The organism is candidate division KSB1 bacterium, from assembly GCA_034521575.1.
In the GTDB taxonomy this organism is placed as follows: Bacteria; Zhuqueibacterota; Zhuqueibacteria; order Residuimicrobiales; family Krinioviventaceae; genus JAXHMJ01.
The window spans coordinates 2,350,950-2,376,453 of the sequence record JAXHMJ010000005.1; the positions used below are offsets into that span (position 1 = coordinate 2,350,950).

16 protein-coding genes are annotated in these 25,504 nt (G+C 53.2%); 10 read left to right on the forward strand and 6 right to left on the reverse strand.

Going from position 1 to position 25,504, the window contains the following annotated elements:
- The first annotated feature begins 12 nt into the window (after positions 1-12).
- The 5 genes from U5R06_23595 (at position 13) to U5R06_23615 (ending at position 6,871) form a co-directional block, all read left to right on the forward strand.
- Complete coding sequence (locus tag U5R06_23595; GenBank protein MDZ7725726.1) at positions 13-1,806, forward strand: aconitase/3-isopropylmalate dehydratase large subunit family protein; 1,794 nt, start codon at positions 13-15, stop codon at positions 1,804-1,806.
- Positions 1,807-3,060: a 3-isopropylmalate dehydratase large subunit gene (locus U5R06_23600; protein MDZ7725727.1), complete on the forward strand. Its 1,254-nt coding sequence runs from the start codon at positions 1,807-1,809 to the stop codon at positions 3,058-3,060. It begins immediately after the preceding gene.
- Between the two features lie 544 nt (positions 3,061-3,604).
- Positions 3,605-4,099, forward strand: coding sequence for a 3-isopropylmalate dehydratase (locus U5R06_23605; protein ID MDZ7725728.1), 495 nt, complete (start codon positions 3,605-3,607; stop codon positions 4,097-4,099).
- Positions 4,092-5,294, forward strand: a complete 1,203-nt coding sequence (locus U5R06_23610) for an aldolase/citrate lyase family protein (GenBank protein MDZ7725729.1) — start codon at positions 4,092-4,094, stop codon at positions 5,292-5,294. Before U5R06_23605 ends, U5R06_23610 begins: the two co-directional genes overlap by 8 nt.
- Before the next feature lie 2 nt (positions 5,295-5,296).
- Complete coding sequence (locus U5R06_23615; protein MDZ7725730.1) at positions 5,297-6,871, forward strand: citrate lyase subunit alpha; 1,575 nt, start codon at positions 5,297-5,299, stop codon at positions 6,869-6,871.
- A 785-nt stretch (positions 6,872-7,656) separates the two neighbouring features.
- Here U5R06_23615 and U5R06_23620 read toward each other — a convergent pair.
- From U5R06_23620 to U5R06_23645, 6 genes are all read right to left on the reverse strand, one after another.
- Complete coding sequence (locus U5R06_23620; protein MDZ7725731.1) at positions 7,657-8,562, reverse strand: P1 family peptidase; 906 nt, start codon at positions 8,560-8,562, stop codon at positions 7,657-7,659.
- 2 nt (positions 8,563-8,564) lie between these two features.
- Entirely contained in the window at positions 8,565-9,704 is a 1,140-nt protein-coding gene (locus U5R06_23625) for an AAA family ATPase (GenBank protein MDZ7725732.1), read from the reverse strand.
- A 122-nt stretch (positions 9,705-9,826) separates the two neighbouring features.
- Positions 9,827-10,669, reverse strand: coding sequence for a peptidylprolyl isomerase (locus tag U5R06_23630; protein MDZ7725733.1), 843 nt, complete (start codon positions 10,667-10,669; stop codon positions 9,827-9,829).
- A gap of 13 nt (positions 10,670-10,682) precedes the next feature.
- Positions 10,683-10,940 carry a hypothetical protein gene (locus tag U5R06_23635; protein MDZ7725734.1) on the reverse strand — a complete coding sequence of 86 codons (258 nt, stop codon included), beginning with the start codon at positions 10,938-10,940 and terminating at the stop codon, positions 10,683-10,685.
- Positions 10,941-10,963: 23 nt separating this feature from the next.
- Entirely contained in the window at positions 10,964-12,028 is a 1,065-nt protein-coding gene (locus U5R06_23640) for a response regulator (protein MDZ7725735.1), read from the reverse strand.
- A gap of 295 nt (positions 12,029-12,323) precedes the next feature.
- On the reverse strand, positions 12,324-12,968 hold the full coding sequence (locus U5R06_23645; protein MDZ7725736.1) for a redox-sensing transcriptional repressor Rex: 645 nt from the start codon (positions 12,966-12,968) through the stop codon (positions 12,324-12,326).
- A 139-nt stretch (positions 12,969-13,107) separates the two neighbouring features.
- Here U5R06_23645 and U5R06_23650 point away from each other — a divergent pair, with 139 nt between their 5' ends.
- From U5R06_23650 to U5R06_23670, 5 genes are all read left to right on the forward strand, one after another.
- A complete protein-coding gene (locus tag U5R06_23650) occupies positions 13,108-14,502 on the forward strand; it encodes a M64 family metallopeptidase (GenBank protein ID MDZ7725737.1) in 1,395 nt (464 codons plus the stop codon).
- A 27-nt stretch (positions 14,503-14,529) separates the two neighbouring features.
- Positions 14,530-15,135 (forward strand): serine dehydratase beta chain, encoded by a 606-nt coding sequence (locus U5R06_23655; GenBank protein MDZ7725738.1) that lies wholly within the window; start codon positions 14,530-14,532, stop codon positions 15,133-15,135.
- A complete protein-coding gene (gene mgrA / locus U5R06_23660; protein ID MDZ7725739.1) occupies positions 15,099-16,094 on the forward strand; it encodes an L-glyceraldehyde 3-phosphate reductase in 996 nt (331 codons plus the stop codon). Before U5R06_23655 ends, mgrA begins: the two co-directional genes overlap by 37 nt.
- Positions 16,095-16,856 (forward strand): hypothetical protein, encoded by a 762-nt coding sequence (locus U5R06_23665; protein ID MDZ7725740.1) that lies wholly within the window; start codon positions 16,095-16,097, stop codon positions 16,854-16,856.
- Positions 16,857-17,206: 350 nt separating this feature from the next.
- Complete coding sequence (locus U5R06_23670; protein ID MDZ7725741.1) at positions 17,207-25,375, forward strand: Ig-like domain-containing protein; 8,169 nt, start codon at positions 17,207-17,209, stop codon at positions 25,373-25,375.
- Positions 25,376-25,504: the final 129 nt, after the last annotated feature.

Genomic DNA, 25,504 nt, shown 5'->3' on the forward strand with positions numbered 1-25,504 from the left:
AAGGAGGCTTTTATGGGTCAGACCCTGATTGAAAAAATCATTGCCAGCCACTCCGGACGCGACGTCAAGCCCGGGGATATCGCCAATATGGTGATTGATTTCCGCGTTGCGCGTGATTTCGGCGGCGCCAATGTGGTCAGGAATCTGCAGGAACACGGGCTGAAAATCGCTGATGCGGCGAAAACCGCGTTCACCTTTGACTGCAATCCCACCGGCTCGGACCAGAAATACGCGGCCCATCAGCAGCTCTGCCGGGTGTTTGCGAAACAGCATGACATCCCGGTGAGCGACATTGACAAGGGTATCGGCACGCATCTGGCCATTGAAAACGGCTGGATCGGTCCGGGCGGCACCCTGGTGTCCACGGATTCGCACGCCAATATTCTCGGCGCCATCGGCGCGTTCGGTCAGGGCATGGGCGATGTGGACATTGCCGCGGCCTTCGCCAAGGGCCAGATCTGGTTCAAGACGCCGCCGAGCGTCAAGATCACGGTCAAGGGATCGCTGCCGCAACACTGTACGGCCAAAGACCTGACGCTGTATTTTTTACAGCAGTTTGGCGCCAACGGACTGCTCGGCGCGGCCGCCGAAGTTTACGGTCCGGCTATTGAGGCGCTGGACCTGCACGAACGCATCACCCTGGCGTCCATGGCCACGGAAATGGGCGCCGTCATTCTGCTCATCTCGCCGTCGGATGCGGTGATTGACACCTGCCGCACGGCCGGCGCCGCGTTCGAGCCGGTTTATGCGGATGCGGATGCGGTTTACCAGCGTGAACTCTCTGTAAACATTGCAAATCTTGAACCCATGCTGTCGCGTCCCGGTCATCCCGATGATGCGGTGCCGGTGTCCGAGGCTGAGGGAACGCCGGTGCATTCGGTGTTTATCGGGTCCTGCACCAACGGTCGTTTTGAAGACCTGCGCGCCGCTGCAGCGGTTCTCGAGGGCAAACGCAAAGCGCCGCACGTGGTGTTGAAAATCGTGCCGGCCACGGACGCGGTGTGGCAACGCTGCCTGCGCGAGGGAGTGTTTGATACTTTTAAGCAGGCGGGCGCTCTGATCGGCAACGCCGGATGCGCCGGCTGCGCGGCCGGACAGGTGGGACAAAACGGTCCCGGCGAAGTGACGGTCAGCACCGGCAACCGCAATTTCGCCGGCAAACAGGGCAAAGGCGAGGTGTACCTGGCGAGTCCGGCCACCGCGGCCGCGGCAGCCGTGGCCGGATGCCTGGTGTCGGCCGACCGCCTGAACAGCGTGAGATGTCGTGACGCAAGCGCGCCGCCGCTGCGCCAACCGGCGGCCAAACGCTCCGGCGAACAATCCGGCAAACCGACGGTCATCAAGGGCCGCGTGTGGGTGATCCGGCAGGACCATATCGATACGGACATGATCTATCACAACCGTTATCTGACGGTCACGGAACTCAACGACATGGGACCGTATACCTTTGAAAATCTTGACGGATGGGGTGATTTTGCGAAAAAGGCCGAGCCCGGCCATATTCTGGTCACCGGCGATAATTTCGGCTGCGGCAGTTCCCGGCAGCAGGCCGTGGACTGTTTCAAGAGTCTGGGCATTCCGCTGATCATTGCGCGCTCTTTCGGCGCCATTTACGAGCGCAATGCCATCAACAACGGTCTGGCGATCACCACCGCAGATCTGGTGAACACGGATATTCAGGACGGCGAGGTGATTACCTGCGATCTCGCCTCGGGTACGATTGTCAGAGAAGCCGGTGAAATCGTCAAGGCCGCCCCGTTTTCAGAGGTACAAATGCAGATTTACCAGCGCGGAGGTCTGTTATAAATGAAAGAAACCTTTGCTCAAAAAATTCTGGCCAAAAAAGCCGGACTCGATCATGTGACGCCCGGACAGATTGTCACGGTGCGTCCGGATTTTCTGCTGACGCATGACAACACCGCCGCCATCATCGGCAAGATCAGCGGCGAGCTGGAGACCTACGGCGTGCATGATCCGGATGCGCATGTGATCGTGCTCGACCATGTGGTGCCGGCGGCGTCGGAAAAAACCGCACAGAATCACGCCGAGATCCGCAGTTATGTGCGCGCGCATCATATCCGGCATTTTTACGATGCCGGCCAGGGCATCTGTCACCAGATCATGATGGAAAAAGGCATTGCGCGTCCCGGACTCTTGATCCTGGGCAGTGATTCGCACACCTGCACCTATGGCGCGCTGAACGCCTTTAGCACCGGCATTGATCGCACCGAAGCCGCGGCATTGATCCTGACCGGGGAGACCTGGCTGAAAGTGCCGCACAGCATTCGCGTCGATTTAACAGGCGCGTTGCGGCCCGGGGTGTCTGCCAAGGATTTTATTCTGACGTTGATCGGTGATATCGGCGCCGACGGCGCTTCCTACTGTTCGGTCGAATTTCACGGCGAAATCGAGTCGCTGAGCATGGACGAGCGCATGACCATCACCAATATGGGCATCGAAATGGGCGCCAAAAACGCGGTGTTTCCCTGTGATGCGGCGTGCGAATCGATGTGTCAGGCGTTTCCCGAAACCTTTGACTGCGACTCCGTGTGGGCGGACCCGGACGCCGAGTATCTCAATCGACTGGACTATGATCTGGGCGCCGTTGAACCGGTGGTGGCGCTGCCGCATCAGGTGGATCATGTCAAATCGGTGCGCGAGGTCGCCGGACAGCGCGTGCATCAGGTTTTGATCGGCACCTGCACCAACGGCCGGGTCTCGGATTTTGAAGCGGCGGCGGTCATTCTCAAAGGCAAGCAGGTATCGCCGGACTGCCGGCTGTTGCTTTTACCGGCATCCCGGAGTGTTCTTGAACAGACTCTGGCCTCCGGCGCCATGCAGACGCTCATTCATGCGGGCGCGATCCTGCTGCCGCCGGGCTGCGGTCCCTGTCTGGGCGCGCACCAGGGCGTGCTGGCGCCCGGCGAGGTGTGCCTGTCCACCGCCAACCGCAATTTCAAAGGCCGTATGGGCTGTGCCGACGCGGAAATTATCCTGGCCGGTCCGCAGACCGCGGCCTGGTCGGCGATTGACGGGAAAATTTGTAATCCGGCCGGGTAAGGTCATAGTGGTATGATGAAAGAAAACCACGAAAGACGCGAAACACACGAAAAACGGAAAAAGCCTTATGTTCTTCGTGATCTTTGTGCGCTTCGTGGTGGTATCATCTATGCCAATTGAATTCATTTGATACACCGGAATGAGCGATATCTTTCATGTTTGTTGTTTAGAGGATCAAAAATTAAAACCACAGAGGACACGAAGGACACGAAGAGGCTATGTAAATTGAAAAGTTATTGTAAAAGTGATGGATTGCGTTATAGAAAAACAGTTAATTATTGAAAAGGCAGTGTCTGAACTGCTGTCTATTCATAAAACCCGGATTTTGATAGGAAATGATCAGAGATTTCGATTGGATTATTGATCAATTTCAATGAAGAATTGTTAAAAGATGGAATCCAGCGTTTTTTTCTTTATTTTTTCTTCGTGTCCTTCGTGCGCTTTGTGGTGGTATTTTCTACCCAGGTGGAGTAACAGAAAAAATGAATTGTTGGCAAATAATCAACTTTAAATTTTGAAAAGACATGCGGCAGTGGAGGTTGACATGAATATCTGGGCATACGGGGATGAGATCAACACGGACATGCTGTTTCCCGGGCGCTATACCTATACCTGCGCCACGGCGGAGGAGATCCGGCCGCATCTGTTGGAGGATCTGGATCCCGGATTTGCAAAAAACGTGCAGCCGGGCGATGTGATCCTGGCCGGTAAAAATTTCGGCTGCGGCAGTTCACGCGAACAGCCGGCGCTGGGATTGAAATCCGTCGGCATCCAGGCGGTGATCGCTGTGAGTTACGCGCGTATTTTTTACCGGGCGGCCATCAATCAGGGACTGCTGCTCATCGAGTGTCCGGATGCGGTGCGCGACTGGCAGCCGGGCGATGAGCTGGAACTGGACGTGCCATCCGGTCGCATTCGAATGCGGGACAAAGCGTATGAATTCCCGGCGCCGCCGCCGGAGATTCTGGCCATCCGCGACGCGGGCGGGTTGCTGCCGTATGTGCGGGGTAAACTGAAAGCGGGGACCGAACATGAGTAGCGCGGGCCGGCACGGAAACGGAGTGCGCTCGGACTGCCGCATCCGCTTTGATGCGGATGCATCCGGCGTGCAAATAGATATTCAGAGCAAGGTGAAATCTTTGTACGGTCGACAGATCGAGGAGCAGATCCGTGATGATCTGAAGCGTATGGGACTGCAAAAAGCGCGCATCACCATTGAGGACGCCGGCGCCCTGCCGTTCGCGTTATCGGCGCGTCTGGAAACCGCGGTGCGCCGCGCCGGCGTGACGGTCAAATCGCCGGCCTGTCCCGAACAGCGGATTCAGCCGGAAGCATCGCCGAAACAGCGTCTGCGCCGCTCGCGGTTGTATCTGCCGGGCAATCTGCCGCATCTGCTCATCAATGCGGCGCTGCACGAAGCGGACGGGGTGATCCTGGATCTGGAGGACAGTGTGTCCGCAGGGGAAAAAGATGCGGCGCGCGTGATGGTGCGCAACGCGCTGCTGGCGGTGGATTTTGCCGACTGTGAGCGCATGGTGCGCATCAATCAGCTGCCCATGGGACTGGAGGATTTGGAATGGGTGATCCCGTACGGGGCGCAACTGATTCTGCTGCCGAAATGTCAGCATGCCGATCAGGTGCGGCAGGTGGTGGAGAAAATCGACGCGCTCGATCCCGGATATCCGGTATGGATCATGCCGGTGATCGAAACCACGCTCGGTTGTTTTCACGCCCTGGACATTGCAACCGCGTCCGACCGGGTGGCGTCGCTGACTCTGGGACTGCAGGATTACCTCGCGGATCTGGGTGTGCCGCAGACCCCGGAGGGTCGTGAGAGCCTGTGGGCCAAGAGTCAGGTGGTCAATGCGGCGCGCGCCGCCGGACTGGGCGCCAGTGATGCGGTGTACACGGACGTGTCCGATGCCGACGGACTGCGTCAGTATGCGCTGCAGGCCCGACAGCTGGGCTACGAAGGCATGGGCTGCATCCATCCGCGCCAGATCAAAACTGTGCACGAGGTGTTCCGGCCGTCCCGGGACGAGATTGACCGGGCGCAGGCGGCGCTGCGCGCCTATGATCAGGGCGTGGCCCAGGGCACGGGCGTGACCGCAGTCGATTCAAAAATGGTCGATGCGCCGATCGTGAAAAGCGCGCAGAAAATCGTCGATCTGGCGGTCAAACTGGGACTGCTGGATGCGGATTGGCGAACCCGTGATAACCGGTCGAGGACGTGATTATGAACCCAAAACCCGTAAACTGGATTGAAAACGCGGCCGGCCGCAGGGTGCCGGACCGGGTCAACGGCGAACCGGTCGTGCCGTTTCAGGGCGTCGGAAAATACAAGCCGCAAGGCCGCACCGCGGGCCGACCGATCCGCGTCTGTCAGGACTATCCCGGTGACGGCGACAAACGCGCCCCGGATCTCAAAACAGCCTTGCAGCGCTGCGGTCTGAAAGACGGCATGACGATTTCGACGCATCATCATTTCCGCGACGGCGATCTGATCGCCAATCAGGTGTTTGATATCTGTGCGGACCTGGGTCTGCGCGATCTGCGCTGGTTTCCGAGCGCCGCGTTTCCCTGTCACGCGCCGCTGATCCGGCATCTGGACTCGGGCGTGATCCATCACATCGAAGGCAGCATGAACGGTCCGCTGGGTGATTACTGTTCCCGGGGCCATATGAATGGCGCCGCGGTGTTGCGTTCGCACGGCGGCCGCTGGCAGGCGCTGCAGGACGGCGAGGTGCACATCGACGTGGCGGTGCTGGCCGCGCCGTGCGCCGACGCGTTCGGCAACTGCAATGGCAGCGACGGACCCTCGGCCTGCGGTCCCCTGGGATACGCGGAAGCGGACGCGCAGTTTGCCGATCACGTGATTGTGGTCACCGATCATCCGGTGCCGTTTCCGTGCACGCCCTGGCAGATTCCCGGTCAGTTGGTGGATTACGTGGTGGTGACGGACCGCATCGGGATTCCGGAAAAGATTTTGTCCGGCACCACGCAGCTGACCAAGAGTCCGGACCGGCTGCGCACCGCCGAGCTGATCGTGCGTTTTGCAGAGGCGGCCGGACTGATCCGGGACGGATTTTCCTTTCAGACCGGCGCCGGCGGCACATCTCTGGCGGTAGCGCATGATCTGTCTGCCATGATGAAAGAAAAACAGATCACCGCCTCGTTTTATCTGGGCGGCAGCCATGCGCTGCCGGTGCAGATGATGCAGGAGGGATTGATCCGCGCTATCATTGATATTCAGGCCTTTGATCTGGAGGCCGTACGTTCGGCGCGCGACAACCGCAATCATATTTCCTGCGGACCCTTTATCACCTACAATGACCACGGCAAAGGCAATCTGAACAGCCTGACCGACATTGCCGTGCTCGGCGCCACCGAAGTGGATGTAGAGTTCAACGCCAATGTGGTCACGCACTCGGACGGCCGTCTGATGCACGGCATCGGCGGCTGGCAGAACTGTGTGCACGCCAAAACCACGGTGCTGGCCGTGCCGTCGTTCCGAGACCGCATGCCGGTGATCGTGGATCGGGTGACCACACTGAGCGGTCCCGGCGAGCTCATTGATGTGGTGGCCACCGAACGCGGCCTCTGCATCAATCCGCGGCGCACGGATCTGCTGCAGGCGGTCAAGGGCAGCGGCCTGCCGGTGATCGATATTCATGATCTGCACCGAACCGTGCTCGAAATCTGCGGCGGTCCGCCGGACCCGCCCAAACTGACCGATCAGCTGATCGCGGTGGTGAAATGGGTGGACGGCACGGTATTGGATAGTGTGTTTGGAATCAGTCGGAAAGTCTGAAGGTCAAAAAGTCAAGGGTAAAAAACTGGCACGCCGAGAAGCAGAGGGCAAAGTCGAAAGGTAAAAACAGGACAGGGTTGCAGGTGATAGGCAGGATCTAATACAAGAATAGGGGGCTTTAGCCCACTTTCGTTACATTATTACTTTTCAGATCGTCCCGGATATCTATCCGAGGTATAAAATAACACGAGACCAGGCGGCGTCGCTACAAAAGGCTGCGACTTGCCGCACAACTGAAAAGTAGTACGACAAAGGATTGATTCCGGCAGCTGCGGCTTTCGGCACATTTTGAAAACAGAGGGGGGAGCGGAAGACAGGCAGCCGAGTGGCCGGCGGGGGTGTGAGCATTGCAAATCGCATTATCTGCTGCGTGAGCGCATCATGCAGCTGTTGTGATGCCGGTTTAGCGAGGCGGCGCCCGCCCCGCAGGTACCGGACTATCGGCAACATCATCAAGGGTGGGCAGCCTGGCTGCAGCGAGGGGAAGCCTCCCCCTCCTCATGAACACGATTAAAATCAAATATCGCAACAGCTGCCGCAGGGGACACAATTGTAAATCCTGTTGCAGAACGTACTATAGTATGTACTGTGTGCAAGGTGTTTAGAGTGATCAGCAGTTGAGCATTGTAACACAGGTTCGACACTTTTAACTTTACAATAAACCGTCAGGTCTTTGTTACAAGGGATTTGTAAAAATTATTCCATTGTAAACAATGAACTTAAAGGGCCAAAACAAGAAACAATTGTCGAACTTGATCATGGGGGGTATCGGATTGCGGCAGCGGTCAAGCGACGGCGTTCAGGATACCGGCGGCCACGGTTTCCGCGGCAAAGGCACCGATGACGGAGACGTCCGCCTGCCGGGTGCCGCAGGAAAGGACAAAAACAATATCACCGTCCCAGAGGGTGTGGGCGGGACGGATGGTTCGCGCCAGACCGTCCTGGGCCATTTGCGCGACTTTGACCGCTTGTTCGCGGTTCAATGTGGCGTTGGTGGCGACCACCGCCAGGGTGGTGTTGCCGGCCGGGGGGTGCGCCAGGCCCTGTTTCAGAACGGAAAGTGTGGGGATGAATGCGTCCCGGGTTTCATTTTGAATGCCGGCGACAATTTCTCCGGTTTCCGGATGGATGATCTCGCCGAGGGGATTGACAGCGATCAGGGCGCCGATGACAATATCGCCGGGCAGGGTCACGGAACTGGTACCCATGCCGCCGCGGCTGGCGGACGCCATGCCCGCGGCTTTACCCGCCGTGGCGCCGCAGCCGGCGCTGGCCGCGGTATCATGATCATAGTGATCTGAAGCGTTCAGACATGCGTTGTATCCCATCTGCGCGTCCGGCCAGGCGTCTGCTCGGCCGACACCCAGATCAAACAGCACGGCCCCGGGCACGATGGGGACGCGGCGTACGCCGGTGTCGAATCCGCGGTTCTGTTCCGCCAGGTAGCGGTGCATGCCGGAGATTGCATCGAGTCCAAAGGCGCTGCCGCCGCAGAGTCCGACCGCGTCCACACGCTGAACCAGACGCACGGGATGCAGCAATTCGACTTCGCGCGTGCCGGGCGCGGACCCGCGCACGTCCACGCCGCCGACCGCCGGAGCATCCGGCAGTACGACGCTGCACCCGGTGCGGGCGTCGGGATCACTCTGATGACCGACGCGAATCCCGGGGACGTCGCAAATCGAGAGCATGCTTAATCCTGATCGGCCTTGAACTTGTTCAACAAACCGAATTTTTTCTTGGTGGGAACTTGTAGTATGAGGCTGTCGTCATTAAAAAAGAACAGATCGCTGATCGTCAAACCGACCTGCTTGCGCAGGGGTTTCCAGTTTTCCCGGAACGAATTGGTGTCCACGGCTGTACCGGACTTGTCTTTGATGACCAGCAGCACCCGGTCGGGGTGGTCCCGGTTGATGAGGAACGGCGAGTGCGTGGTGTACAGCACCTGATTTTTCAAAGACAGGTCTTCCAGCACCTTGATCAGGTCTTTTTGTCCGGCCGGATGCAGATGAATGCCGGGTTCATCAATGAGAAAGATAAATTCGTTGGTGCGGTTTTCAAAGGTTTGGGCGATAAAATTAACGTAAAAAGAGAGATACCAGCGAAATCCCAGACTGCGGCTTTCCGGCGTGTCCAGGACCGTGGTGGAATCCGCAAAGTCAATATAAAGAACGCGTCCGTTGATGTGCAGCTTAACTTCGATGGATTCTTCCTGGGTCCAGACCCGGCGCAGATGCTGGGTGATAATGCGCCCGGCCTCTTCGGCCATGCGGCGTCCGCGGGAACTGTCTTCAAACAGGATATCATAATCGTCGATATTGCCGATGCGCAGCAGATTGCGTTCGGTCAGGAATGCGGAACTGCTGGACAACAGGCTGTCGTAATCCACTTTGTTCTTTAGCAGCGGGATATTGCTGAAATAAAAGATTTTCGGCAATACCTTGAGCAGCTGACTTGTATCCACATTTTCGACGGGCTGCTCCTCGATGAACAGCTGATAATCGCTGATATTGGGGCCTTTGCGGCAGATCTGGAAATTTTCGATCTCCTTGAACACCTCGGAGATTTTTAGCAATTTCTGCCGGTTGTCTTTGGTGATGCCGCTGAATTCCAGGGTGACTTCGGGGCATTTGCCCAGATAATAGTTGTTGGAATACTGGCAGGTCAGACTGCTGTCGTACATAATATCACTTCGAAAAGACTCGATGGATCTGAGGATATTGGTTTTGCCGCTTTCATTGGCTCCGATGATCACATTGATTTTCGGATTGACCGGAAGTTCCAGTTCATAAATCGACTTGAATGCTTTGATATGCGTTTTTGATATGATCATTAGCTTGAATCCTGTTTAATTTCTTTAGTAAAGCCTCTAAAATATATGAACAATGGCTTTTCAAAGCAAGAAATAAATATCCTGAACAACATCAGGCTGGTTTGATGCTGTTCAGGGATGAATCAGTCATCGCTGATTTCAATATCAACTTTTTCTTTCTGTTCGTCGACCCATTTTGCGATCAGGTCATCCCCGGCGTTGGTTTTCAAGGTGTCTATGATCTCGTCACGGCAGTCTTTTAACGGTTTGGGCTCTGCCGGTTTTTTGTCATAGACTTTGGCAATGTGGTAACCGAATTGAGTTAAAAAAACAGGAGAAATTTCACCGACGTTCAGAGAAAACACAATGGTGTCAAATTCTTCGACCATTTTGCCCCGGGAAAAATATCCCAGATCCCCGCCCTGATCCTGACAAGAGGAATGCTCGTCCGCCATTTCGGCAAAGTCGGCGCCGTCCAGCAGGGACTGACGCAGATTTTTCATTTCCTCATACGAGGTTTTCGGATTGGCCGGATTCGGCTGCATCACGATATGCGCGGCGTGTACTGTTTCAGGAATGCTAAAGTGATCTGAATGCTCATTGTAATAGGTTTCGATTTCCTGTTCCGACGGTTCTGGAATATCGCTGGTCATGTTTTTCAAAAATTGATTGATCTTTATATTTTGCAAGAGATCCTGTTTGACTTTGGGAATGTCTTGATCTTTGAGGTTATAGCGTTTCTTAAACTGTTCTTCACCGTCGTTCTGCTCAATGAGTTTGGAATACTCGTTTTCAACCAGCGCCGAGGGTACGGTCTCGATTGTTTTTTCCGCATTCTGCCGGATGATGGTCCAGTCGATGATGCTTTGCCGGGCCATTTTTTTGATTTGTTCGTCAGATAATCCGGAATGCTCGCGTTTTTTGTTGAGTATTTCTCTGTCGCAGATCTCTTGTCCGATCGTTTCGCCGTTCACTGTGATTTTCATTGTGTTTCCTTTTTTAGCTTATTTCCATATTAACCAGTTTTGCCTGAACCCCCTGAACGAGTTCAAGTTTGCGCTGCAATTCTTTGTGCTTTTCCGGGTCGCCCACAAGTTCCAGAAAGATCAATCCGCTCTCCGAGCAATTGTCGAGAACGTCCTGGTGCAATCCCAGACGCGTTTTAATCAGACATCCCCACTCGGTGAGAATTTTTTGCACGGTTGTTGCTGATTCTTTACGGGTGCTGACCAATACAAGCAGAATATCGCGTTTCATAACAGCCTCCTGTTCAAGGTGAATCAGATTTTTTCAATGATATCTATACAATTTGCATATTTTTCGGATAATGTTGTCAAACAATTGCCCATAAACTGAACCATGACTTTGCGGTTGGTGACCAGGTATTTCATCAATTGTTTTCTCGAGATCAACAGGATTTTGGAATCCTGATCAGCCCGGAGTTTCAGATAGAGAGAGACATTTTTGAACGGGAATAAAATGGTTTCGCCCATAATATCGCCGACCTGCATTTTGAAAATCGGTGTTTCGTGGGCCAGGCAGGTCACAACCCCCTGTTTGAGGATAAAAAAGTTCGAGCTGATATCAACATCAACGATAGAGCCTTTGAACAGTTCCCGGGTTCTCCCCAGATTGATAATTTCATCCTGGGTTTGTTTGGACATGGCCCGGAATATCAAGAACGGGCGTCGCGGTTCGGGGCTTTCCTGTTTTTCCGGTTTCGGTTTGGGTTCCGGGACGGGTTCCGGTTTTTTTTCAAAAATCGGAGGCGGCGGTTCCGCCGGGGCTTGCTGTTCCGGTTCTTTTTTTGTTTCGCTTTCGAAATCGAAATCAAAATCAAAGGGTGATCCTGACGATTCCGGTTCCGGTTCTTCTATGGGTTCCGGTTGTTTGGGTTCGGGTTCCGGTTTGGATTCAGGCGGCGGCTGCGATTCGAAGGCAGGCGGTGTGAATGCCGGCTGCCGCGGTTCTTCCGGTTTTTTTTCAATACCCAAATATTCATTCACTTTATCCAGCAGGTACTGGGGTTTGACCGGCTTGACCATAAATTCATCAGCGCCCAGACTCATGGCTTTTCTTTGATGGCTCTGTTTGCCGTGACCGGTTATGGCGAATATAACGATTTTTGAGGATACAGACTTTGTTTTGGAGATCAGTTTAAAACCGTTCAACAACCCGGGTAACAGAATATCCAGAATCGCCATGTCGTATTTTTCGTTTTCAATCATGGAAACGGCTTTTGCCCCATCCACTGCCACCTGAACCGTATGTCCCGCGCGTGTGAGTGTTTTTTCGACGATGGTTCTTACAACCTTGTCGTCATCAACAACAATTATTTTAGCCATTCTCGAGCCTCCATTTAGGATTTTCCGGCCGGGAAAAATGGTCACCCCTATTGTGACCCTTTAATGTCCCAATATTGAAAAGTATGGTTAAAATTCAGGGGAAACCCTAAGCGCACCACTTTTTAATTTTTCACAAGTTGAATAGTTACAATGCAATCTGCAAATGACAAAAAATCACCATTTTTTCATCTTACAATTTACAATAATTAAGGAAATAGTCAAATATCTTTCATTGAATTGTGCAAATTATGTGCCGGGAGGGAGAACGGGGTCGGGATTGGTTGCATTCAGTGCGTCAGCTGATGGGGCCCAGATCGTCTGCCAGGCGTTTGGTCAATATGGCCAGGCTGGAATAGATATCAGCGCGTTGAACAATAATGTCCTCCGGTACGTGCAGGGCGGTGGGTGCGAAATTCCAGATGGCTTTGATTCCACCCTCTACCATGAGATCGGCTATGGTTTGCGCGGCGTCGGCCGGAGCGGTAATAATACCGATATGGATGTGTTTGCGGCGCGTTAGTTCCGGCAGTTTGGCGATATGCAGAATCTGTTTGCCGTGAATTTTGTGCCCCAGTTTATCGCGGTCATTGTCAAAAGCCGCAACAATGCTGATTCCGTAATTTTTCATCCGGTTGTATCCCAGCAGCGCGGCGCCCAGGCTGCCGGCGCCGACCAACAGCGCATCTGTGGCGTTCTGCCAGTTGAGAAAGCGGATGATCGCATCGATCAGTTCCTGAATTTGATAACCGATCCGCGGTTTTCCGTGCACCTGCGTGACGGACAGATCCTTGCGGACCTGGGTGGGGTCCAGATTCAAGTCATGGGCGATGAACGTGGTCGATACTGTTTCTGTGCCGTTTTCCTGCATTTTTTTCAGCAAATGCAGATACTGAGGCAGGCGGCGCAGGGTGGCTTCGGAAACGGATTGCAATTTAACCATTTTGTTTTATGAATTAGAGAATTATTTCTTTAAATATATCTTTTTTTATTCAGATTGTCAATACTAAAGTTTATTTCTATCTTGCTATTGATTTGATAAAGTCATATTTTATTTAAATTTTAATGTTGAGGATTACCCTATGCTCTGTTCACGTGTTGTTACATTGCTGTGCCTGCTGGGTGTTGTCTCTGTACAGGCAACGGATTTTTTCGATTTTACTCATACATTGCGTCTGGATGTTTATCATACCGGTACGGCTCAGGCAGAAGCCTATAGTATAGATCAAATCTATCTGCAGGATGACTGGCCGGGGTCACGTGTCAATCTGATTGACACCTTGAATCTGGGCATTTACCAGATGCGCGTTTACAAGCAGGATACCGATTCATTGATGTATTCGTACGGCTATTGCTGTGTTTTTCAGGAATGGCAGACCACCCGACTTGCCGCTGAACAGCGCGGCGCCTTTCATGAGACCCTGAGGTTTCCGTGTCCGGTGTCACCTGTAGATGTTGTGATTGTCCGGCGTCAAGGGGGGGTCTTTTCCGATACCGTGTTTACGGCCGGCATTGATCCGGACTCTCGTTTTGTCAACAGAGAGGGGAATCGCTATGATTTCAAAGTGCGCAAAATTCAGAAAAACGGCAAGCCGGAACACAAAGTGGATCTGGTGATTGTCGGCGACGGCTATACGCGAAAAGAACTGTCTCTGTTTCACGAACATGTGGACCGCTATACACGCGCCCTGTTCGAGACGCAGCCGTTTTCAGATCACAAGAATGATTTTAACGTGTGGGCGGTGGACGTAATTTCCAGAGATTCCGGTATTGATGAACCGCGCAAGGACAAGTGGAAGCGCACACCAATCGGCGCCGGCTATAATTCCCTGGATCTGCCCCGTTATGTACTGGCTCACAATAACAAAGCATTGCATGATATCGCGGCATTGGTTCCGTATGATCATATTTATGTGCTGGTCCATTCGGACCGGTATGGCGGCGGCGGAATTTTTCACAGCATGGCGGTTTCTTATACCGGACATTGTGACAATCAACCGGAGTGGTGGTCGGAATATGTGTTTGTGCATGAATTTGGTCATTCGTTTGCGGGATTGGCGGACGAGTATTACAGTTCCCGGGTCGCTTATGAAAATTTTTACACCCCGGGTGTAGAACCCTGGGAACCGAATATCACCGCGCTGCTAAACCGGAAGCAACCCAAGTGGGGACATTTGATTGAAAAGGATGTGCGGGTGCCGACACCCTGGAGAAAGTCCGAGTTTGATCGTTTAATGCGTCTTTCCCGGGAAAACCGGTGGATGTCGGAGGGACAAACCTATCTGGATCAGGCCTCTGATCTGCTGGCAGCAGAATACCGACAGGCTTTGGTCGGCTGTTATGAAGGAGCCGGTTATGTATCGAAAGGTCTTTACAGATCGTTTATCGATTGCCGTATGTTTTCAAAATCCCTGGTTCCGTTTTGTCCGGTCTGTCAGCAAGCCATTGCCCGAAAGATTCGTTTTGAAATAAAATGAGGTTTGCACCTGTTTGAAGAAATACATATGAATTCGTTGAGACAGTTATATCGAATCGGGTACGGCCCATTTAGCAGTCACACCATGGGGCCGCGGCGGGCGGCGGAAAAGGCGGTGAAAAAAGCGCCGCAGGCTGCTGGATTTAAAGTTGAACTCTATGGCAGTCTGGAAGCCACCGGCAAAGGCCATTTGACGCGTGAGGCCATCAATCAGGTGCTGGGAGACCGTCTGATTAACCTGGTCTGGAAAGCGGATGAGACTCTGCCGGTACACCCGAACGGCATGCGGTTCCGGGCCTTGGATTCTGAAGAAAACGCAGCCGGTGGCGAGGTTGTCACCGCGCCCACGTGCGGGGCGAGCGGTGTGCTGCCGGAGGTACTCTATTATTTAATTGAACGCAATGCTCACGCGGCAATCCGGGCCATGGGCTGTTGTCACATGGCGCTGTTGTCGGACGGGCTGCATAAAATATCGTTCGACGAGGTGGTACAAGTCAGTCTGGAAACCGGGCATGCCCTGCCCAGTCTTTATCGGGAAACGGCCCAAGGCGGACTGGCCCGGATGTACCGTGATCGAAAATATAAGAAAGGAATACCATGTACTATTTTTCTGATGAACGTTATGAAACTATGATTTACAATCGATGTGGAACCAGCGGACTGAAACTACCGGCGCTGTCTCTGGGATTCTGGCATAATTTCGGCGGAGTTGATGCGCGTGAAAACGGCCGGGCGATTGCCAGAAAAGCGTTTGATCTCGGCATGACTCATTTTGATCTGGCGAATAATTACGGTCCGCCCGCCGGTTCTGCAGAAGAATTTGTCGGAGAACTGATGAAAACCGATTTCCACGGCTTGCGCGATGAGCTGGTGATTTCCAGCAAGGCCGGATATTATATGTGGCCGGGTCCTTACGGCGACGGCGGGTCGAGAAAATACCTCATATCCAGTCTGGACGCCAGTCTGGTGCGTATGGGACTGGATTATGTGGATATCTTTTATCATCATCGGCCGGACCCGCACACACCGCTGGAAGAAACCATGCGAGCGCTTGATGCCGTGGTGCGTCAGGGCAAGGCTTTGTACGTCGGGGTTTCCAATTACCCGCCGGAACTGACCCGGCAGGCAGTACGTATTTTGAACGACATGGGGACACCGTTTATCATTCATCAGCCCAAATACTCCATGCTGGACCGCTGGATTGAAGACGGGCTTTTGGATGTGCTGAAAGAATCCGGGCTGGGCTGTATCACCTTTTCTCCGCTGGCTCAGGGCCTTTTGACGGACCGCTATCTCAACGGTATCCCGATTGATTCCCGGGCCGCCAAGGAACACGGGTTTTTGAGTCAGGATGACATTACCGAGACATTGCTGGGCAAGATTCGGGCGCTGAACGAACTTGCGGACCGGCGCGGACAGTCTCTGGCGCAAATGGCGCTGGTCTGGAATCTACGCCATGAACAGGTCACATCCGTGCTGGTGGGGGCGAGCCGCGTCGAACAATTGCAGAGCAATGTGAAAGCGTTGGAAAATGCTGAATTCACCGATGAAGAACTCGAAAAAATTAATCAAATTCTGGAGGATGAGGAATAGATGCGCGCCTTTGAACGCCAAACAGATTTGCTGATGCTTGATTTTGACGGAGTGATCACCCAGAGTATCGATGAGTGCCTGGTATCCGGTCACAATGCGTATGCCGATTACCGGGGAGGCTCCCGGGTGGAACGCATTGCAGACCTGGACCGCGAGTGGGTGGATACAGCCAGATACCTGCGGAGTTTTATCCGCAATGGAGAGGATTATGTCTATATCGCACATGCCCTGGCCTCCGGGGAGAAGGTGAACGATCAGGATGATTTTGATGCGTTCAAACAAAGCAATATTGACCTCAAAGATACATTTTTTGACCGGTTTGTCCAGGCCCGTCATTCGTTCGCGCGATCCCGGCCGGAGCAATGGTGTGAGCTCAGTCCATTGTATCCGGGAATGGCCGGATTTTTAAAAGACTATGAACCCGGGAACAATCTTTATATCATCACCACCAAACTATTGGTTTTTGTCAGAGAAATACTGTCCTTTCATAACATTGATCTGCAGCAGGAAAATCTCTTTGACACCCGTGACGGGCGGTCAAAATCACAGATTATCACAGATATTCTTGCAAATCGGCAAATTTCCAAAAAACAGTGTTATTTTCTGGATGATCAAGTGGATACGGTAATCAAAGTGTATCCGACCGGGATTCACGCGATTCTGGCGTTATGGGGATACAACAATCCGGAACAGGTGGAAACGGCCCGCAGCCGCAATATTGAAACCATGACGAGGCAAGCGTTTTTTCAGTTTTTTGCCTGACGCAGGGTTTTTTGCTCCGGTTTGTTTCCGGGGGCTAAATATAAAAGTTGACTTTTTGGTATAGATACCTTAAGTTATTGTTTAATTTACCCATCCCATCTCTATAGCGTTTTACATGTAGAGTCTTTGCATTTCAAGCTGTTTTCAGGTGTAAAATAATAATATTAACGGTTAGCCCTTGATGTTGCGATCTTCTGGCACAATGTTTGTTCGTATACATAGAACATGTAGTGAAATCTTTTATTTTCAAAGATTTTCTATACCAAAGTGAAACATATAAAGGATCATGTACTGTTATGAAACAAAATGATATTCCTATTCGGAGGTTATGGACAATGAAGGGGAATCTTATGTGGAGATATATACTAGGTGTTATTATTCTCTCGTTGACCGCTTCAGCCTGGGCAACGACAGACAACTTTGAGAGAACCGGTCCATCGCTGGGCGTTAACTGGGCGGCGCATTCTGACCTGATTATTCAGAATGGTCGTTTGCACAACCAGTCTTCAACGGCGGGATGGAACACGTTTCTGGCTGTATTTAATGAAACCGGCAACAATCGTGCAGCCATTCAATGGCCGGATGCGGGAAACGGCGTGGATGCCACGGGTTCTGAACTGGGCGGCATCGCCATTGTCGATGCGTTTTCCGCCGCCTCGGACGGCTATTTTGTGTATCTTTACAGCGGTGAATTGCGGCTGTATGAGATCGCGGATGGTCAGCCGTCAGTACAGATCCAAACGAAGAATACGCAACAGTCCGTGTCTCCCGGTGACCAGTTTAAGGTACAATGGGACGCGCAGGACCATGAATTCAAAGTTTATATTAACGATACCTTGGTTGAAACGCTGGTTGACGCTTCGGCGCGCATTGCCCTGGGTAATGCCTATGCCGGGGTGATGTTGTTCGGCGGCGATGCTTATCAGAATGATGTGGAAGCGTTTAGTGTGGATTTTGTCCAGCCTGTCGTGGACAATACAGCGCCTTCGGCAATCGGTGATCTTGATGCAACCACCATGGGAGCCAATTCAATTCTGTTAAGCTGGACGGCGTCCGGTGATGACGGCAATTCGGGAACCGCCTCACTTTATGATATTCGCTATTCAACCCAGTCTATTTTGACGGATACCGATTTTGAGAATGCCAATCAGGTCGTGGGTGTTTCGTCTCCCAAGCAGGCGGGACAAAGCGAAAGCAAACTGGTTGACGGACTCGATCCGTCCACCACCTATTTTTTCGCCGTCAAAGTGCGCGATGAAGAGGATAACTGGTCGGCGTTGTCCAATGAAGCGTCCGCCACCACAGACGAAGACGGCGGCGGAGGCGGCGGCGGGGATGATCCCGCACCGGTGATCGGCGCCTGTACCACCGACGAGTTCGACCGGGTGGATCTGGGTTCATTCTGGGCCACGACCGGCAATCAGGTCATTGAAAGCGGTGAGCTGACCCTGGCATCCCCCACCGGCGGCTGGAGCAACGTGATGCTCTATCAGAAAAGTGGCGCCCTGTCGGTTTCGGCCATGTTCAGCGCAACCAATTCAGAACTGTATGACAATCGATATATTCCCGCCGGATTGATTATTCTGGCGGATAATGCTGATCCGAACGTTGCCAATTCATATCTTTTGCTGCGTCAGGAAGACGGAGTTGCCGTTTACACCATGGCTCCCGGCGCCAATCCCAACCGGGTCCAGTTTGTAAATGGCAGTCAAGCCAAGCCGCTCCCCGGCGACGTGATCAGAGCGGATATTCAAGATAACGGTTTGACCAAAACCGTGACATTCTATATCAACGGTGATCAGGACGCTCAATTTGATATCAACAACGGCCAGCCTCTGGCTGATATGTATGCCGGGGTCAGTCAGCACGGTTCTTATCAAAATAATTTTGATTTTATCAAAGTCTGTTTCGAAGGCGGAGACGGTCCGATTATGCTGGAAACTCTGGCCGGCAACAACCAGAGCGGGCCTATCCAGTCACAGCTTCCCGAGCCCCTTCAGGTGCGGGTGACCACAGCTCAGGGAGAACCGTACGAGGGCGCTCTGCTGGATTTTCAGGTGGTTAACGGCGAAGCTGTTCTGAATGATATCGAAAATTTTCAATTTGACGGCCGGGTCTGGGTTGAAGTAGAAGACGGCCGTATAAAGATTCCCATTGCCTCGGTGGAGGATGACGGAGACGCCTCGAGCGGCCAGTACGTCACCAGTTCCTGGACGCCCGGCTACCGGTATGAACGGGCGGTTGAAATCCCGTTTTACGTGCCGGAACGCGCCAATTATGATGTGTATTTGCGCTACCGGTCTCCGGATGACGGACCCGATGAAGGCGGAGCGCCGGATGGAGCCTATATCAGCGTGGACAATCTCGATTCGACGTATTTTGAAGTTGCCACGCCGCAAGCCAACTGGAGTTGGCATGAAGCGGAAAATTATACACTGGACCGAGGCAGCCACACGTTGAATTTGATTATTTATGAACCCAGCTGGGACTGGGATAAGCTATTGATTCAGAAATCATCGCTGGGACCCCCTTCCGGCATGGGCGGCACAGGTCCGCAGTTTCCGAACATGACGGATGCAGAAGGCATTGCGGAAACGCGTGTGACATTTGGAACCAATGCCGATGATAATGTGATTGTTGAGGTCCGCGGTAATAAGCAAGATGGATCGCCGCTGGAAGGCTCGCCTGCCAGCTTTACTCTGGATCCCCTGGCCGGTCCGGCTGTGTCTATGGAGCGGGATCCGGATATGCCCCAGGATCCGATTTCCGCTGTTCCGGGACTTGAATCTCCTGCCCTCAGAGTATTGGTCAAAGACACGTATGGCAACCGCAAAGCCGGAACCATGATCAACTGGGAAATCACCCAGGGTGAAGGAACGCTTGCTTCTGATCAGGTCGAGTCGGATCAATTCGGTGTGGCCTCAAACACGCTCACACTCGGGTACCAGGCGGAGAACTATATCATTCAGGCGTATTTGGCTGAATTGAGCGGTTCACCGGTCAGTTTTACCATTGAACCGACGGAACCGCCTCATTCGATGCAGCTTGTCAGTCCTACGAAGGTTCAGCAGGCCAACAACCAGACCACGCTGGACAGTCTGTTGACCGTACGAATCTTAAAAGAAGATCAAAGTCCGTTCGAAGGATTTCCTGTCAATTTTGTGGTGACCAACGGCGGCGGAAAAATCAGTTCACCGGAAGGTGATGAACGTCAGGATTCTCTGAGCATCCTGACGGATGGCACCGGCTATGCCCGTGCCAAATGGACGCTCGGCGCGCCCGGTCTCAATCAGGTGGAAGCGCGGGGCAACGGTCTTGAGGGTGCGCCGGCTGTATTTCAGGCCAATGCGATTACAGGCGCACCGGATTCTCTGGTCAAGGTGTCCGGCGATGAACAGGACGGCTATGTGGGAATGCCTCTGGCCGAGCCGTTATTGGTCAAGCTTATAGATACTAATGGATTTCCGGTTGCAGAGCAGCAAATCCGATTCGAGATCATGAGTCCCACCGCGGTCGCCTATTTTGATCAGCCGGGACAGATTGTCAAAAACATTTATACGGATCAGAACGGAGAAGCGGAAGCGGTGCTGTCCATGGGCAGCCAGATCAACCAGGAACATTTGATTCGGGTTGAAGCGCTGGATACGGACATCGACCCCGTCTATTTCAGAGCCATGCCGGTCGGGCGTATCGCAAACAAGCTTTCGTATTTTTCCGGTAACGGAACCATGGGAAGCTATCAAACCGGCATTGTGACCCAGGAACTTGATAATGCCTTTACCGTCAAGGCCACCGATCCATTCGGCAACGCGGTGCCGGGACAGGACATCACGTTCCGGGTCGTCGACGGCGGCGGTTCATTTGACGGATCAGACCGGATTACCGTTCAGACCAACAGCGGCGGGCTGGCTTCTGCGACCCTGACACTGGGTCAAGCCTCGGGTGACAGCAACAATGTGGTCCAGGCTTCGGCTTTTCGGGTGGACTTGCCGTCCGAACCCCTGTCCGGTTCACCGGTGGTGTTCAAGGCATCGGCATTGCCGAAACCGGCGGCTAAAATTATTAAAATTGATTCCACCGATGAACAGCAAGGCGAGGTCGGTCTGTCACTCGAGTATCCGCTGCAGGTGCGGGTCCTGGACGTTCATGACAATCCCATTCCTGATCATCCGGTGACCTTTAACGTGCAGGGCAGCGGCGGAAAACTCGAAGATTCCGGCGGCAAGGGAACCAGCAAGGTTATTTTTACAAAGTCCGACGGGTATGCCAGCATTCTTTGGCATATGCCTGAGACACCGGGTGTGTATGCCGTGGATGCGGTTTCCCGCAACACCCAGGGCAATCCCTTGTCCGGGAGTCCGATTTCATTTTCGGCACGCGCAAATGTGGGCAAGGCGTATTCCATGAAACGCATCAATTCCGATTCACTGTTTACCGGCACGGTCGGAACCCTGCTTGACGAAAATATCATTGTACAGATTGTCGATCGGTTTGACAATCCCATTATCGGGTATCCGGTCACGTTTAAAGTCAAAGAAGGAAACGGACTGCTGAACGGTCTGTCTCAAGTCACAGTGCCCACTGCGGATTTGGGATATGCCGAAATCGAATGGTTGCTGGGCACCGAAGCCGGTGTCAATAACAATGTGGTAGAAGCCAGTGCAGCGGTTGATGAAAGCAACAAGCTGCTGTTTACTGCGTCGGCAAATCCCGGTGAGGCGTTCCGCCTGGAAGCGGACTCTGCATTTGTGCATGTCGGCACGGTGGGCTCCACTCTGCCGCAGCCGGCCAGAGTGCAGGTCGTGGATCAGTACGGCAACGGCGTGTCCGACCGTACGGTGAATTTTAGCCTCGAAGCTGTGAACGGCAATATCGGTTATCTGGGTCAGCCGGGTGTGACGATCGCAACACGGGTCACGGATGCTGAAGGATATGCGCAGGTCAGCTGGACCATCGGGCCGCGCGTCGGGTCGTTGAACAACCGGTTGTCTGTTTCTTCCAAGCGCAACAACAAGAATTTGGAAAATTCACCTTATGTGTTTGAAGCGTCCGCATTGGTCGGCCCGCCGCATAAACTGGTGAAAATTACAAATGATACCACCAAAGATCTCTCCGGTATTATCAACAATACGCTGTCCGAGTTTTTACGCGTTCAGGTTGTGGATGAGTATAACAATCCGATCTCGAATCATTCGGTTCGATTTGAAGTGTTGAGCCGCAGACAGGCGGACGGCGGTTCACTGGACGGCAAAGTGGATTCGGTCAAAGTCAAGGAAACCAATTCCAACGGTCTGGTTTCCGTCCAGTTTACGCTGGGCAAAGAGGCCGGCGTGCGTATCAACCGTGTACAAGTGAGTACGTATGTACCGGGAACCGGGCAGCATCTGGTGAACTCGCCCCTGCTGTTCGAAATTTCGGGCCGTTCAACCAATGCCACGCAAATGGCAAAAGAAGACGGAGACGGGCAAACCGGCACGGTGGGTAAAAATCTTTCGCGGCCGATCAAGGTCAAGGCCATGGATCAGCACGGCAATAAAGTGGAAGGTCAGCCTATTAATTTCAGAATAGCGCTGAATAATGGTGATTTGCCCTCTGAAATCGGCGCTCTGGGGTCCGGTACGACCACGGATACCACTGTGGATACCGACAATGAAGGGATCGCCAGCATTGTCTGGCGCATGGGGCATAAAACAGGCGAATATACCCTGACGGCCACGTCCACGGATCTTGATGGTTCTCCGGCCACGTTCACAGCCACGGCAGAAGCGGATGTGACCCATCCGGATAGTTCAATTATCCTGGTGACACCGTCCAGTCAAATTGTCTCGGAAGGTGAGCAGCGTTCGATGGTTCGGGTCACTCTGATGGATCGGTTTAACAATCCGGTTCAAAACAAAGCGGTTTCTCTGGAAGCGACGGGCGAATGCCAGGTGGTGCAGCCCAATGGCTCGACTGATGAAAACGGCCAGACGGTCGGTTATATTTACTCTGAAAAGTCGGGTGTGAAACAGATCACTGCGCGTGACATTAATAACGGCATTACTCTGAATACAAGGGCCAATATCATTTTTTATCCGGGTGAGGCGTCCAATCTGGTCAAACCCGTTACAGATCACGGCGATGATCAGCAGCACAATGTCGGGACGGTGCTGCCCAAACCCCTGAAAGCCATTGTCACGGATCAATATGAAAATCGCATTCCGAACATTCCGGTTACGTTTGCTGTAACCAGCGGCGGCGGCTCGGTGGTTGAACCGCAGCCCATTCGTACGGACAGTACAGGAGTGGCCGCGTGTCAGGTGCGTCTTGGAGAAGAGGCCGGACCGAATACAGTGACCGCGAGCGCCGCAGGCCTGACGGGATCTCCGTTGCGATATACCGAGGTGGCGGAAGAACCGGAACAGGTTGTGCAGCTGCTGAAAATCAGCGGTGATCATCTGATTGCCGCTCCCAATCAGGAACTGGACGAGCGACTCGGTGTGCGGGTGCTGGACGCCAATGGCTGGCCGGTTTATAATGAAAAAGTGAAATTCGAGGTGCTGCATAACAACGGCAGCATTGTTTCCGGGAACCCGGTGCAGTCCGATATGTACGGTGAAGCGCATGCCAGAGCTCTGGTCGGCACCCGGGACGGATTGAATATCTACCGGGCCACTCTGACAAATTATCCGCATATTACGGCCACGTTTTACGATACGACGCGCGCAAGCGCCGGATCGGGTGCGGCAAAGATACAGTATGTGTCCGGTGATGACCAGGAAACCACGGTGGGGCAGACCCTGCTTCAGCCGTTTGTGGTCAAAGTGGTGGATCAGTACGGCAATGCCATCTCTGATGCACGCGTGACTTTTTCCGTGGTCGAGGACAATACCGTGCAATCTTCCGGTACGCTTGAAGGCGGTGTGTCCGATCTGACGAAATTTACCAACGAACAGGGCCGCGCCTCGGCTTATTATACGGTAGGTATGAATTTTGGTCTGAATCTTGTGAGAGTGTCTTCACCGAATCTGGAACCCGAATTTATCGAATTCTCGGCGATGGGACTGGGTGATACGCCTTATTCGATGGAGAAACTGAGCGGTGACGGTCAGGTCGGCGAGATGGGCAAGGTTCTGCTGTATCCGGTCAAAGTGCGGATTTACGACCGGCACGGCAATCCGTCGCGGGGCGGTCAGGTGTCTTTTTATGTGACCCAAGGCGGCGGTTCCGTGGTTGAATCTCAGCCTGTCACGTCAAACATCAACGGCATAGCCCAGGTTCACTGGAAACTGGGCCCGAGACCCGGTTCGGTGGACAATACTCTGGAAGCTGTTGCTGATCTGGCGGGCGGTTCCTATATCGAGACGTTTACAGCTCAAGGCGATGCCTCTTACTGGCCGGAACTGCAGCTGCCGGCTGAAAAAACAGTTGTGGAAGGGGACAAAGTCAGTTTCCAGGTGTCCGCAACGGACGGAGACGGTGATGACCTGTTCTACAATGCGCTCGATATTCCCGCGGACGCCCGGTTCACCAACAACAATGATGATACCCATACATTCGAGTGGACGCCGGGTAATGATGTGGTGGAGAGTCCAGAGACCAAGAAAACCATATATACTGTCTTTGAAGTGACCGATATTCGCGGCGGCAAAGACATTGATTCGGTCAAGATCACGGTTAAAGACTACAACCAGGCGCCCATGATCACCAACTTTTGGCCGACGGACCTTTTTCTGAAACCGGACCTGGAGAATGTGAATCAGCTGGAATTTGGAATCCAGGCCACAGACCCGGACGGTGATGTGATTACCACAACCTGGTATGTGGATGATGAATTTTACACCTATGGCCAGGTCTGCCGAATCAATCTGAATGAGCTGGAATTCGGTCAACGTTTTGAAATACGGGTCCGAGTTTGCGACCAGGGAATGTGTGACGAAAAAAGCTGGACGCTGCTGACCACCCAGGTTGAATTGAGCAATCTGGAAGCTCAGGTCGTCCCTTACAAAGGTGTTCAGTTGATCTGGGAAACGTCATCAGAATCCGGAAACGCCGGATTCAACGTGCTGCGTTCCAACCGGTTGCAAGGCGATTATAAAAAGATCAACACAAACCTGATACAGTCCTCTCCCAACGGCAAGTATGAATTTGTCGATGAAAGCGTGGAGGCCGGACATACGGTGTATTATAAACTGCAGGACGTCACTGTCGACGGCTTTAAAAATCTGCACGGACCGGTCAAAGCGGAAACTCCGCTCCCGGATGCGTTTAATCTGCAGCAGAATTTCCCGAATCCGTTCAATCCGATCACGACGATCCGCTATGAACTGCCCAAGCCGGTACGGGTGCGGATTAATATATACAATGTGCTCGGTCAAAAAGTAAAGACACTGGTGGACCGGGAGATGCGGGCCGGGTTCCATTCGATTCTTTGGAATGCAGAGTCGGATGCCGGAGTGCAGGTGGCTTCCGGTATCTATTACTTTCGTATGGTAGCCGGGAATTACAGCAAAGTGAGAAAGATGGTCGTTTTGAAATAAAGGATCACTGATTGTAAAAAAGCGCCCTGTGTTGACAGGGCGCTTTTTTTGCCTGAATGGCAGCCGGGAGGCTGATCTGCCTGGTTCTGTATTTTCATATTGCAATTTGGAAAATAATTATTTAAACTG